Origin of the sequence: [Flexibacter] sp. ATCC 35208, assembly GCF_001975825.1 — a bacterium.
Classification (GTDB): Bacteria; Bacteroidota; Bacteroidia; order Chitinophagales; family Chitinophagaceae; genus Chitinophaga.
Genome location: NZ_MTKN01000011.1, coordinates 142,742 through 157,112 on the forward strand (window position 1 = coordinate 142,742; position 14,371 = coordinate 157,112).

General features: G+C 41.6%; 11 protein-coding genes. 10 read left to right on the plus strand and 1 reads right to left on the minus strand.

Going from position 1 to position 14,371, the window contains the following annotated elements:
• The first annotated feature begins 24 nt into the window (after positions 1 to 24).
• The 9 genes from BW716_RS09355 to BW716_RS09395 all read left to right on the plus strand — a co-directional run bounded on the left by BW716_RS09355 (position 25) and on the right by BW716_RS09395 (position 11,557).
• Positions 25 to 888, plus strand: coding sequence for an SDR family oxidoreductase (locus tag BW716_RS09355; RefSeq protein WP_083722271.1), 864 nt, complete (start codon positions 25 to 27; stop codon positions 886 to 888).
• 209 nt (positions 889 to 1,097) lie between these two features.
• On the plus strand, positions 1,098 to 2,519 hold the full coding sequence (locus BW716_RS09360) for a hypothetical protein (RefSeq protein WP_083722272.1): 1,422 nt from the start codon (positions 1,098 to 1,100) through the stop codon (positions 2,517 to 2,519).
• Between the two features lie 2 nt (positions 2,520 to 2,521).
• A complete protein-coding gene (locus BW716_RS09365) occupies positions 2,522 to 2,860 on the plus strand; it encodes a hypothetical protein (protein ID WP_083722273.1) in 339 nt (112 codons plus the stop codon).
• A 12-nt stretch (positions 2,861 to 2,872) separates the two neighbouring features.
• Complete coding sequence (locus BW716_RS09370) at positions 2,873 to 4,495, plus strand: hypothetical protein (RefSeq protein WP_083722274.1); 1,623 nt, start codon at positions 2,873 to 2,875, stop codon at positions 4,493 to 4,495.
• A 7-nt stretch (positions 4,496 to 4,502) separates the two neighbouring features.
• On the plus strand, positions 4,503 to 8,315 hold the full coding sequence (locus BW716_RS09375; protein ID WP_083722275.1) for a hypothetical protein: 3,813 nt from the start codon (positions 4,503 to 4,505) through the stop codon (positions 8,313 to 8,315).
• A gap of 3 nt (positions 8,316 to 8,318) precedes the next feature.
• Positions 8,319 to 9,644: a hypothetical protein gene (locus BW716_RS09380; RefSeq protein WP_143708802.1), complete on the plus strand. Its 1,326-nt coding sequence runs from the start codon at positions 8,319 to 8,321 to the stop codon at positions 9,642 to 9,644.
• Positions 9,645 to 9,647: 3 nt separating this feature from the next.
• Entirely contained in the window at positions 9,648 to 10,214 is a 567-nt protein-coding gene (locus BW716_RS09385) for a TerD family protein (RefSeq protein ID WP_083722277.1), read from the plus strand.
• Positions 10,215 to 10,227: 13 nt separating this feature from the next.
• Positions 10,228 to 10,881 (plus strand): TerD family protein, encoded by a 654-nt coding sequence (locus tag BW716_RS09390; RefSeq protein ID WP_083722278.1) that lies wholly within the window; start codon positions 10,228 to 10,230, stop codon positions 10,879 to 10,881.
• 10 nt (positions 10,882 to 10,891) lie between these two features.
• A complete protein-coding gene (locus BW716_RS09395) occupies positions 10,892 to 11,557 on the plus strand; it encodes an OmpA family protein (protein WP_083722279.1) in 666 nt (221 codons plus the stop codon).
• Between the two features lie 165 nt (positions 11,558 to 11,722).
• Here the strand turns inward: BW716_RS09395 and BW716_RS09405 are convergent, their stop codons facing one another.
• Positions 11,723 to 12,442: a transglutaminase family protein gene (locus BW716_RS09405; protein WP_235643575.1), complete on the minus strand. Its 720-nt coding sequence runs from the start codon at positions 12,440 to 12,442 to the stop codon at positions 11,723 to 11,725.
• Positions 12,443 to 12,819: 377 nt separating this feature from the next.
• On the opposite strand from BW716_RS09405, the gene BW716_RS09410 reads away from it, so the two are divergent.
• Positions 12,820 to 14,349: an ATP-binding protein gene (locus BW716_RS09410; protein ID WP_083722282.1), complete on the plus strand. Its 1,530-nt coding sequence runs from the start codon at positions 12,820 to 12,822 to the stop codon at positions 14,347 to 14,349.
• Positions 14,350 to 14,371: the final 22 nt, after the last annotated feature.

The following is a 14,371-nucleotide window of genomic DNA, read 5'->3' on the forward strand; positions in this document are numbered from 1 at the left end:
ATCAACAAATTAAATCATTCATTTATGCGGGTATTTGTTACAGGAGCTTCGGGTTTTGTTGGCTCTGCAATCGTAAAAGAACTGTTACAGGCAGGACACCAGGTATTGGGTATGGTGCGTTCTGATATCAATGCCGAAGCATTGAAAAAAATAGGTGCAACAGCTCACATGGCAGACCTCACTGACATTGAAAGCATCAAAGCGGGTGCAGTACAATGTGATGCGATTATTCATACAGCTTTTAATCATGATTTCTCCCGGTTCAAACAAAGTAGTGAAGAAGATCATCAGTTGATTTTAGCATTAGGAGAAACTAAGTTGCCGTTCATCGCTACATCTGCGATTGGTTTGTTAAATTATGAACGTCCTGTTGATGAAAGTGATACACCTCCACCATCAGACAAGGTACCGCGTGCGGCTACAGAAGAAGCGGCCCGCAGTGTCGGTGCTTATATAGTAAGACTGCCACCCACTACGCATGGAGAAGGTGATCATGGTTTTGTGCCTATTATTATTAACATAGCTAAAGCAAAAGGTGAATCAGCTTACATTGGTGAAGGGAAGAATAACTGGCCTGCGGTACATCGTTTTGATGCAGCGGTATTATACAGGTTGATAGTAGAAAAACAGCCGGCGCAAAAAGTGTTTCATGCGGTAGCGGAAGTGAGAGTGCCATTTAGAGATATAGCGACGACTATAGGGAATGGATTGAATATGCCAACAGTGAGTAAGACAGGTGCAGATGCGGAAGCGCACTTTGGATGGTTTACGCATTTTGCGGGAATGGGAGTGATGCCTTCGGCTGAAGAGACAAAGCAAATATTAGGCTGGGAGCCCAGAGAGAAAGGGATATTGGAGGATATTGTGGAAGGAGGATATTTAAAATAAGCCACATATTCAAGCATCATTTTAAAAAAGGGGATTTATCCCCTTTTTGCGTTTCTGCACTTGTCGCGTTGGAAATTAGTTCTAATTTTCACCTGATTTTACAACTCCAATTCACGAATATTTCCAGATAGTATTTTTCTGGTGCTGGTGTATAACCAGTGCAGGTGGAATTCTATTGTCAAGACACTAAGCTTTTAATTCATAATGTTATGATTATTAATTCCCGATTTTTATATGGCCTTCTGGTGATGGCGTGCTTCGGGGGATGCAAACATGAGCCCTCCTTTGACCCTTATGGCCCTGGTCTTACTGAACGCCTCAATGCCTATAACAATGTACAGTCGAATGTTAATAACGGCACCCCTGATTTATTTATTGACTTCTCAGCAGGTATTAACAATGCCTTCAAAACTTCTACTGTCAACAGTCTGCTATCGCAATGTTTTAATACAATACTAACCGACAAATTTGAAGTATATAAGCTGGGATCTAATGAGGTAACCCCATTACCAGTGACCAATACCACGCAGCTTGGGCAGGAAATAAGTAATCAAAGTAATTATAAAGATATCTGGGCGCCTATCCAGAAAGCTGTCGAAAAAATCACAGCAGCCGATAATGATGCGCTCTTAATTACAGACTTCGAAGAATGGAATGATAAAACTGAAGTAACAAATACCGCCTATCTGAAACTGCCATTTTCAAAATGGTTGGCTAAAGGTAAATCCATCCATTTTTTTATAGTAGACTATAAAGAAGGTAATGTGGACAAACATATCTATTTTACCATCTTCAATAGTACTAACATTCTACTCTCTAAGCTCTCGCCTAAACTCAGTCCCTACAGCACCCGGTTCGATTTGTCTACAAGCGCATATACTTTATCAACAAACTATGCAGACCCCAAATCAGGTGGTATTTACAATAATAAAAATGATTTAGACCTAAAGAAAGATCAATATATAAAAGGTGAATGGTATGAGTACTATCCACTAGGTCTTGATTGGAAAAATATAGCAGACATACATAAAGAGGTGCCGGAAGAATTCTCCGACATATTCCGCAATCTCTTCATAGACCTCAGCAATCAGGATAGCTATATCTTCAAAGCATTCGAAGTACAAACTTTCAATGCCACTACAGATTTCACAAATTTTGCAAAAGCTGATTACACATTACACAATCCTCCCAAAACTACTAAAGGGAAAAATGGTGAACCCAAAATATCCGACGAAGAAAAAGATCCATTAATACTCGAATGCTATAACGACGACGGCTCAATAAAAGATGCCTGCAAATACCATCCGCAAACATTAAAGCCGCTCTCCAATTACTTCCACCTGAATCAACCCTTATTTGATAATACCAGCAAAAGCGATAACAAACATATAGAACTTGGAATCACCTTCGATTCCAATTTTACACCTGCAGAAGCTGATACTTTATTAAGAATAAATATCGTGCTCACTGCGGCTACCCCCAATATCGACAATCCAAAACTGGAAAAATTCAAATGGGTCAATGGGAAAGGAACACCCAATATCGCGCTATATGAATCTATAAAAAACACTTTACTGGAACTAAAACCTGAAAATAAAACGATCTACACCTATTATATCAAAACATTATAATCATGGAATCAATTACTGCCTACACCGTTTCTGTCATTATCACCCTTGTCATCTTATTCATCGCAGCTATCATCGCTAACCTCATCAAATTCGAAGGTGGCAGCAGACCCAAAGATCCCAAAATCAGGAAACTATGGTTCTGGGTATTATGTCTGGTAAATCCTATTCTCATCTTCCTTCTCGGCTTCTTTGTATTCATGCCCGATGGTAACAGAATGGTGATAAAAAATTACATCGCCGCCTTAACCATTGGCACCGCAGCAGGCTTCTTCTTATACATCCTATTAGGCTACATCCTCAGCCGCATCTTCACAAATGGTAAGCTAGGTCACTGGTTTTAATCTGCAATCATCATGGACAAATTATTCGTTATCGCCGTCGGTGGTACCGGCATGCGCTGCCTCGAAGCCTTCACTCACCTCTGTGCAGTAGGCATGTTCGACAGCAAGGAAATCGAAATGCTCACACTCGATACAGATCAGGCTAATGGCAACAAAGGCCGTGTGGAAAAACTGATTCAATTATACAACCGGATTAAATCCGGCGGTACCCCCAATGCAAATACCTTCTTCTCTTCTAAACTAAACCTCTATCGGTTTTATACCAACTATTCCGGTCAGGGCAGAGAGAATTATAAAAATATTTCCAAGTTGAATTCAGGCACACCTGAACAACAAAAAGGCAATAAACTCATCTCAGACCTTTTTCTTGACAACGAATCCGTACAGGAATTCGACCTCTCTCACGGCTACCGTGCACAAACACACCTGGGCTCTATGCTCATGTACCATGGTATGATCGAGGCAGCCAGAAATATTGTAAGAGGCACAGATGTAAAAGTACAGGAACGGGAACTGGATGAATTTGTTACCAAACTGGAACTCGCCGGGCAAGATGCTCGTGTGTTCATCTTCGGCTCTATCTTCGGTGGCACAGGTGCTTCTTCTATTCCCATCATTCCCAAAGCCCTGCAGGAATTCATAAAGATCCGGTCCAAAGGGGCTTCCAGCATCGACTTCTCCAAAGCTAAGTTCGGCTCTACCCTGCTCACTGAATACTTTACTTTCAAAAAGCCCAATGACAAACAGAAAGCCAATAAAGAAAATAGTATCATCGCAGATGCCTCTTATTTTCCCCTGAATAGTCAGGCTGCCCTGCAGTTTTATCAAAGTGATCCTACCGTACAGCGATGCTATAAAATGCTCTATCACATCGGTTGGCCGGTAGAAAGTAAACCTGTAGACAATGGCAGTACCCAAACCATCACCGGTGGTGCTACCCAGGAAAATGCGGCACATATCACTGAATTACTGGCTGCCTGTGCTGCCTATGATTTCTTTACCAGAACAACCGGTCTGGATGTAGACAAAACTGAGTACGTATACAAAGCCGTAGACTTTAACAGCAATGCCTTCAGTTTCTCTATTCACGACTTTGTGGGCAATGGTAATAAAGCAGGAGAACGATTCGCCAACAAAATCGGCGCTTTCTTTTCACTGGCACATATTTCACTCACAGTCAATAATGCGGCAAACGGTGACGCCGGTATCAAAGGTTTTATTACCAGGTGTCAGGAGCAAAAAATCACCCAATATAATACCATCACCGATGCTGAATGCGGTGAAATCAATGACTACTTCAAGGCATTCGCATACACCTTCGAAAGTGCGCGATTCACACCCGGTTGGTTGTACCAGGTTAGGAACACGGTTGCCCCGGGTACATTCATCTTCGATAGCAAAGCCTTTCCTGATAGTCTCTCTGAATTGAAGAAACTGGATGTCGGCACCATCTTCCCCGATGAAAAAAATCACTGGCCTAAAGGAGGTTTACTGGCTAACAGATATGACACCTTTGTCAAAAAGCTGATCAACCTGGGACCAGCCGAAGAGCAACAGGTCAATACCACAAAAGAAAAATTCCTCGCTCATATCTACAATGCAATCACTCATTCACAGGGCTTCCATTTAATCTGAAATTACAATGAGCAATAAAATAAAAGCCTTAACTATCAAGGTACACCCTAAGACAGAACTACAGGGCGTGCAATTCGCCTGGGACAAGATCCCACAGCTGGAAGTTTTTACCAGAAATATCATTATTCCTGAGATAGCAGTGGAACAGGATGGCGGTGCTGCTGTAAACATTGGTACCCTTGTATCTGGTATTCCTACCGTATTTGCGAGAGCGGCCCTGTTCGAAAGCGCTTTGAACAATATCATTGATCAGGATGCCGCTACATCCGGGCTCATGTCGTTTTACAAATCGCTGGTGAGTGAGTGGAAAGGTTTTATCAGTTGCCTCGCATTGAACTATAAAGATATTGAAGTAAACCGTGTTCCTCTCGTTTATTCAGATGGAAAAAAGCTGCCCGATACAGAAAATATTTATGAACCCACTGGTGCATTTGGCAATGCTTTGTTTGAAAGACAACCCCTATGGAGCGATCAGTCACTGGCTGATAATGCAGAGAAGGTGCCGTTTATAGATGTGATCTCTTTCAAAGGAAATGTAATCGGTGGTACATCGCCCGATTGCTTTCTCTTTACGTCGGTATCTTATAACATCAAAGGAAAATATCCTTTCATCAATATTCAAAACGGTCGTTTTGTAGATCCGTTAAAATCTGATCCAAGCCAGCAGGAGCTGAAATTAATCTATGGATATGCCAAACATATCCTGGACAATATACAGTCATTCAAACAGCACTTTAGTGGTTTGCCGGCAGATATCAGACCTTCCTACGAAAATATCAGCGCCTGCCTGCAGGATTGGATAAAGGATATGGTGAGATATCAGGAGCAAAAAAACTTTCCCAGACTGGATAGTCCCACCCCTCCTGAAGTTGGTTCTCTGTTTGCATTACCCTTTAGTAAGTTATTTAATTATTCCACTTTATTATTTGGTTCTGAAGGCATCATCACACAGGTAGAAAATTCAGCATACAGTATTCCATTTGATCCCAAAGATTTGCTGCTACCGGACTCCACCGAAATTGCGCAGATAGATTTTGGTAAAGAAGGTGCTGAAAAAAAGAACTTCTTATCTAATAAACCCATACTGTTATTAGCCGCCGAAACAAAGGGTCAGCCTAATAACTATACATACTTTGCGCTGCCATTGACACCGCTTGCCTTAAATGTATTTGGAACAAACCTGGATGCGCTTGCAGGATTGTCGCCTAACTCTAATGTCAGATCACGTATCTCTGCGGTATATGATCCTAATGACAGGGATGGAGAAAAGCTGATCGTACACCTCAAACTATTTACCGATACCGGCAATGAAATTCTCAGACAGGTAGTGTATAAAGTTACGCAGGAAGCCATTATGGGAAAAGACATACTGATGTGGCCCAACTTTATATCCAAACAATGGAACCGGTATTTCCTGTATTCTGAGATTCCTCACAACGATGCTAAATTCCAGGCCACGCCGTTTATTGGCAATGTCAATGACGAGTTCTTCCGCATTGCGCTGGATGATAAAGGTATCCCATTTTACCTGGCGGAAAAAGGCCGCGCTGTATCTGTTCCTGATACGCAGGTGCAGCTGCACATCGCATCGAACAATGCAGTGGCTGATAACAAATATAAGTATGAGATCTACGAAAGTAATCAGCCATTCAAAGGCATTAAGTTCTCGCATGCAGGTGTAGATTGTGGGTTTGGCATTATACGATACAAATCATTTGGGAACGATCCGGCATTTCCATTGAATATGCTGAATACGACAAAGACATTGTACCCGGCTTTTCTGGGCGTCGATTTTGGTAGTACGAATTCTTCCATTGCTTACTATTCCGAAAGTGATAATAAGGTGAAAGAGGATCTGAAACTTACGAACAAAAGAATTTCATTGTTGTCCACCGATTTGAAAAATAATGATGAACGTCCGGCAGTGGAAGATGAAATATTTTTCTTTCAGAATGATGAGATCTTTTCCAATTCTATCAAGTCGGTGCTCACTATTCATGATCCCAGAAGGATTGTGAATGAAAAGAACAACCAGCCTGATTCTCTCTTGTCAGATGCAGTAAAAGGTGGATTCCCTTGTTTTGAAAAGAACCTTCCTATCGATAGCGCATTGGATAACCGGTATTTCCTGACCTACAACAGAGTGGGGACGGCAGAGCTGGTATACAATATGAAATGGTCCACACAGCGTATTGATAAAAGTTATAAAACGGCTTACCTGAGTACGCTGATGTTGCATGTATATGCACAGCTCTTTGAGGAAAACCATGAGCCGCATACGCTGAAATGGTCTTATCCCTCTTCTATGGGCAAAGACCTTTTAAGCGAATACAGAGCCATCTGGGATTCGTTAGTGAATATCAGCCCTATCAATAGCAGCGTTAAATTGAAGACATATCCACCATCTGACCTGTCGGATATTGGTGATGTGCAGAAAAGTACCTGGGGCGTAGGCAGTGATGCAGGTGGCGGTTGGGGAGCAAGTGATGAAAGTGGCTGGGGCAATGAAAAGGAAACAAAAAAGAAGGAGATCGTAGAAATTCCTTTTGATACGGCACCTATTCGTTTTGATTTTAAAGAACTGGGTAATCAGGAGTCTTTGTCAGAAGCCTGTGCGGTAGCGAATTATCTCGTCAGGCCCCAGGGCGGCTATTCAATAAATGCAGGTGAGTTAATCCTGTGTTTTGATATTGGTGGTAGTACGACAGATATTACAGCACTTTGCCAGATGTTAGATGGCAAGGCGATGATCAAGCAAAACTCCATTCGCTTTGCAGCTGAGCGTATGGCGCAGGCCACCCGATATTCCCCCAATTTCAGAACCGTGCTGTTGAAAATGTGTGAAAGGAAACGCATCTCGATCCAGGGACTGAACAAGGGAGAGAATAAATTTTCTGAAAATACGGCTCCCTATTACTTTGAACAGGTATTGGACCGGTTGGAGCATACAGACTTTAATACCTTTTATCTGCTCATAGCAGCGGAGTGTAAAGAGATGATGAGTGTGAACCTGTACATCACAGGGCTGATCATGTTCTATGCAGGGCAACTGGTACATAAGCTACGAACAGAAATAATCCGTTCCGAAGATGCGCCACCTGCAGTGAAAAACACGCCTCCAAAAATCAGGATTGCCTTTGCCGGCAAAGGCGCCCGCATCTTTGACTGGTTCAATGCGGTCGATCCGTCTGCTGCAAATAACTACTATACCCAGATGTTCATCAGAGGTATTGGTGGCGAAGCGGTGGCAAGAAAGACCATCATTCCTGTGAGTCAAAGCCCGCTGAAAATAATAGATATCAATTCTCAGAAAGGAGACAGCTATACAGATGTTAAATACGAAGTATCAAAAGGGCTCGCTATTCCTACGAACCTTACCAGGATATTAGTGCCCGCCAATAAGCAGGCCATCGAGATTCTGGGGGAAGATCATTTCTGTATAGTCATGCCTAATGGCGAATTCAAATACCTCGAATCTACCAATTCAATTACGCCGGAAATGCTGGAACATATTGGTGATTATTTCATCAACTATCCACCACAGGGAAGCCAGCCTTGTCCGCGGTTTATGGACTTTGCAGATTTATTCTACAGGGTGGCGTCTTCCATGTTCGGATTGAAAATGAGCTCGGCGGACTTCATGGCAGGATTTCAGGATATGAATATCGAAAACTACATCAAGGGCATACCTGAGTTTATAGAAGCGAAGAAACGTAAAGTGGATGAGCAGAAGAAGTTTGATTATGTGGCGCCTATCATCATACTCGAAGGGATGAAGTTTTTTGAAAAGCATCTGTTAAAAGGAATCAAAATCCAGTAAGCTATGACCTATCGATTGCTAGTGAAGATATCCAGGCGATTAGTCTCTTTCTGGTACCAGACTAATAGTAATGCGTATGCACCCCTGATTATAAAGGATAGCAACGAGGTATTGTTGTATTTCTATGTGAATGGGAACGATTTCATATTTGGAAATGCGGCGAGGGATATGTTCAACCAGCATCATCCAAATGCATATGGAGACTATTTTGAGATCATCAAAGATCCGGCAAAGCATTTTACCATATATGGTAATAAGAAGCCTGTAAAGCAACTGTTTTACTATGGTGTAGAGCAATGTCTGTCTTTCTTTATCAATACAGTATTATATAAGAGTGATTCAATAGAATCTTATCGTCAGCATTTGTCGCTTCATTTTTTATTTGATGTGGATATCGAAGACAAAGAGAAGGCGCTGATAGAAAGTTTGTTTATAGATGCAGGATATTTCAGTACAAGCAGGGTGAATTATGATGCCGCGTTGTTTGAAGTATTGGCAGGATGGGGTGCTATTACGCCCCGTAATCATGTGTTGTTATTGAATGGACTGAATGGAACACTGTATTTTAAGTTGTATGAAAATTTCCAGCAGGGACCTGTAAGTACCTTGTCTATGGATGGGCAGGGCGCTGATCCAAGAGTAAAGCTGTTGGCTGAAATGATCATAGAATACATTATTGCACAGCAGTCGTTTTTGTCGATTGATATAGAGAAGGAGACAGGTGCGATACTGCCTTTTTGCACAGATCAGCTCAATCATCTTTCACCGGTTATAAAGGGAGAAGTGGAACTGACGGATGGGCATAAGTACTGGTTTCAGGTGAAGGAGCGGACACTGAATGAACGGTTGCAGTTTTATTCCAATGATCAGGTGGTGTATAACAATATCGATGGTTTATTGGAAGAGAATAAATTGAATGTGGATAACACAGTTGTTTTATTGGTAGGAGAAGAAATCAGTACATCTTATTTTTTGAATAAGTTATTGAAGAAATATCCTCGTGTGAAGAAAGTAGAACCTGTTTGGTTGAAAGATACGATGGAGTTGGTTTTTGCGGGGTTATTCCGAAAGGTTGTTGCGCCACCGTCATCAGCAAGGGGTTCGGTTCCATCCTCATCGCTCCCGGTTTCGGGTGCTTCATCACCACTGCCGGTTTCAGTTCCATCTTCATCACCACCAGTTCCGGCTCCATCATTGCCACCGGCAGTTCCGGCTGCTTCATCTGCTTCATCAGCACCGCCATTGCCAGCTGCAAAGCCGCCATTACCGCCAGTTGTGAATAAGAATAAACCTCCATTACCACCACCATTACCACCATCAAAAAAGTAAGTTATGGCAATTCATTTAGAGAAAAGGAAACCTGTATCACTGGAAAAGACGACTCCCGGACTGCGGAAAATAATAGCAGGACTGGGTTGGGATACAGCAAATGTAAATGGCTACAATGTAGACCTGGACCTCTCTGTCTTTATGATGGGGGCCAATGGCAAGTTGCCGAAGGATGAATTTTTTGTTTTCTATAATAACAATACCAGTCCTGATGGTGCTGCTTACTATCCGGGTGATAACAGGGATGGTGCCGGAGAGGGAGATGATGAGATCATTTCCATTGATCTCGGAAAGGTCGATCAGCAAATCGAGTATCTCTACTTTGCGGTGACTATCGATCAGGCAGCATCGAGGGCACATCATTTCGGTTATGTGCGGAATGCTTATATCAATATTCGTAATGAGGCGGATAATACGCTCCTGTGTCAATACCGGCTCAATGAGGAATTCAAAGAAGAAGACTCTGTGATCATTGCAACGTTGTCAAGGAATAATGGACAATGGGATGTAGAAGCAGTGGGGCAGGCATTTTCCGGAGGACTGAATACACTGGTTGATATGTATCAATAATAATCATTTTTTTATGGGAAGTTTTAATCTAACAAAAGGAGAAAGATTCTCCTTGTCAAAAGCGGCTCCCGGTCTTACGGTAGTGAGAATAGGTATGGGATGGGATCCCAACGATCAGCCGGGAGGACCTGACTTTGATCTGGATGTATCTGCATTTGCATTGAATGGGAGTTTTAAGATTCCATCTGATTCTTATTTTATTTTTTATGGGCAGGTAAGGATGGACAATTGTATAGAAGATCCGGTAGAGAAAGGGTTGATGCGGCCTATTACCAAAGATGGTGCAATCATGGGGGCGATAGATGACCCTAATGGAAGAAGGAGTGATGGAGATGATGATGAAGATATGTTTATTGATCTTTCTAAAATTACACCTGATGTAGAGCAGATCATCATCTGCTGTACGATCTGTAAATACCCGCATGATAATAAGAAGGACAGACGTACGCTGAACCTGAATTTCGGGCAGGTGGATGATTGTTATATCAGGATCATCAATGAGAGTACAGGTGAGGAGATATTGCGGTTTGATCTGAAGGATAAATATACGAACGAGGATGCAGTGGAGTTTGGGCGTTTATTCAGGGTTGGGAATTCGTGGGAGTTTGAGGCGATGGGTAGAGCACATACGGGTAGTTTACAGACATTAGTTGATATGTACACTTAAAAATATTTTTATGGCATTTAATCTTAGTAAGAATAATGATCCTGTTCCGGTGGCGGAAAAGAAGAGTAAATTGTGGATAGTGTTATTGTTGGTAGTGGTGATTGTTGGAGTGGCGGTTTGGTATTTTATACCGAAAAAGGAAAAAGCAGTAGCTGATACGGTTGTTATAGCTCCGGTTACGGATACAGCTGCTACAACTTCGGTTATGGATACGGCTGCTTTAGTTGCAACTACTGCCCCTGTAGCTGATTCGCCTGTTGCTACTGATCCTGGTCCTACCTCTGCCGGGGTTCCTCCTGTCACTGCTCATACCACTGCCGAGGGGGCTCCTACCGCTGCCGGGGTTCGTTCCCCTGTCGCTGCTCCTGCCCGTATTGCCGCTTCATTCAACAAAGGGAACTCCGCTCCTATTGCTATTTCCGACGAAGTCGTAAAGGAAATAAAGAAAGCACATAAAATCACCATTTATGGCTACGCCAGCAGTGAAGGGGACATCTCTGTAAATATGAGACTGGCACAGGAAAGAGCAATATCATTTAAGCAATACCTCATCTCCAAAGGAGTTGATGCAAATATGATCACTGCTATAGGCAAAGGTATTGACAATCCCATCGCAACAAATGATACCGAAACAGGGCGTACCCAAAATCGGCGGGTAGAAGTAAGTATTGAATAGTTAATAAATTTTCCATGAACATCTCACAAGACTTAACCCTGCTCTGGAATGATATTATTCATCATCCCGGAACCAGCATTGCTATCATTTGTAATCTCATCATAATAGAAAGTCTGCTGTCAGTAGATAACGCCGCAGTACTTGCTACCATCGTAATGGACCTCCCTAAACCACTTTATTCACATTCACCTCCATCTTCACCAGCACGACCTCCCCAAAATGACTGGCAAAAGCTACTTCAGCCGCATCGCGGCCAATGGCCATAATGATCCTGCCTCCAACCGGTTTCTCCATCAACGCATCAAATGTATACCACCGATCCCCTACATACGCTTCAAACCATGCATGTAAATCCATTGGTTTCAAATCATGCAGATATCCTACCACCATGCGGGCTGGTATATTTATACTTCGGCACAGTGCTATCGCTACATGCGTAAAATCCCTGCATACACCCGTTCTGCTTTGCAGCACATCCACAGCAGACGTAGAACTATTGGTAGTACCATACTGACGGGATATGTTTTGGAAACACCATTGCCGGATGGCTTCAACTTGTTCATACCCTGATTGTATATCCTTTATAATTTCCATGGCCAGCTCACCGACTTTGTCTGACTCACAATACCTGCTTGGTAGTAGAAATTGCAATACAAGACCGGGTAACTCTTCTATCGGTACATATGCTGCGTCTGGATTCACATCAATATTCTCATCGCACTCAGCGATAACACTGCTTTCAATGATGGTAGTTCCTACAGGTAAAATAGTACGTTGACAAATATTGCCATACCCATCTATATATTCACTTACGGGCACCAGCGGAGTTGTTAAAAACGCTTCCTGCCTGATAAACTGTGTAGGTTCGCTTTTGGAACGTAACATGAAAATACTGGTGACAGGGTACTCAGTATATAATTCAAAAAAGGAGGAAGCTTGTAAGAGCATAAAAGCCAGCGTATTTATAAAATATGTTCAAGGGTACCAAATAATGTTGAAAGTTGCTAAAAAACTAATTCCTGTTGGCAAAAATTGAATTATAAGCCCAAAACTCCAAATTTTCGGCATGAATGCAAGTAAATTTCTTCTTTAAGCCATATATGTGTATTTAGTTATATATTTTATGTAGCAATGCCTGTCTGGTGCTATTGGCTTTGTGGCAATGGGCTGATATAAGATTGGAAATATGACCACTTAGCTGTTCTGCTTACTAAGAGTGTGTGACAAAGCTTTGTCATAGATTTTATTTTATCTTTGATTTTATGAGAAAATATCCAATAGGCTTACAGGATTTTGGGAAAATAAGAAAGGAGGGGTATTTATATATTGATAAAACTCAATCAATTCATAAATTGATTGACTCGGGTAATTATTATTTTCTGAGTCGCCCTAGACGTTTTGGTAAATCTCTATTACTGTCTACTATCAAGGAGATTTTCAGTGGCAATAAAGAATTATTTGAAGGGCTTTGGATCTATGATCAATGGAATTGGGAACAAAAGCACCCAGTGATACATTTAAGGCTTAGTAAGCTTGATTATCAAAAATTAGGATTGTATGAAGCACTCAGTATGGAAATGGGTGTTTTAGCAAAAGGGCTGGGCCTGGAACTGGAAGCCAGTCATTTAAAAGGAAGATTTGAAGAACTGATCCGTAAGGCTTCTGTCAATGGAAGAGTTGTGATCCTGATTGATGAATATGATAAACCTATTACCGATTATCTGGAAAATATAGAGAAAGTCGAGGAAAACAGATCGGTATTTAAAAGTTTTTATTCTGTATTAAAAGATGCTGACGAATATATTCGTTTGTTGCTGATAACAGGAGTAAGCAGATTTTCAAAGGTTAGTATATTTTCTGATCTGAATAACCTGTACGATATTACGCTTAATCCTCATTATGCTACATTGATGGGCATTACCCAGCAAGAGCTCGAGTCTGATTTTAAAGAAGAAATAAATGTACTTCAGCAAACGCAGCCCGATATTTTACAGAAATTAAAAGAATGGTATAACGGATATTCATGGGACGGTACCAGTAAAGTATACAATCCATTTTCAGTGCTGAGTTATATGGGGTCTGGGCGGATTCAAAATTTTTGGTTTCAAACGGGTACACCCACCTGGTTAGTGAATCTGATGAAGCATAACCGGGAATTTGAACTTGAAAATTTACGAATTGGAGAAAATGCTTTGGGTAGTTTCAATGTGGAGCATATCGCGTCAGTACCGGTTTTGTTCCAGACCGGGTATCTGACTATTAAACATTATGATGAAGATACAAGATTATATGAGCTTGGTTATCCAAATAAGGAGGTAGAAGAAAGTTTGACAGATGCGCTGTTGAGTGCTTATCGAAATATATTTCCAGGCAACGACTCAATGGCTGTCACTTATGATTTGGGAAAGGCATTGAAAAATAACAATATGCCTCAAATGATCAAAGCACTGGATGTAATTATCTCCACCATCCCTTACGATCATTGGAAGGCTGAAAGTGAATCAATCTTTCATATCATCGTACATCTAACCTTTAAACGTTTAGGCCTTGATGTACGTAGCGAGGTACATAGTTCCACCGGTAGATGCGATGTACTGGTGTTTACTGAACAATTTATTTTTGCTATAGAGTTAAAATTGAATGGAACTGCGCAGTCGGCCCTGGATCAAATTTTTGAGAAAGGTTATTTGCGTCCTTACCAATTAGAAGATAGAAAGAAAATAGCTATTGGTATTAGCTTCTCTTCAGAGAAACGATCTGTTGAAGAATTTTTGGTCAAAGAAGTGAACTAATTTTGCATAACATCTATACGGG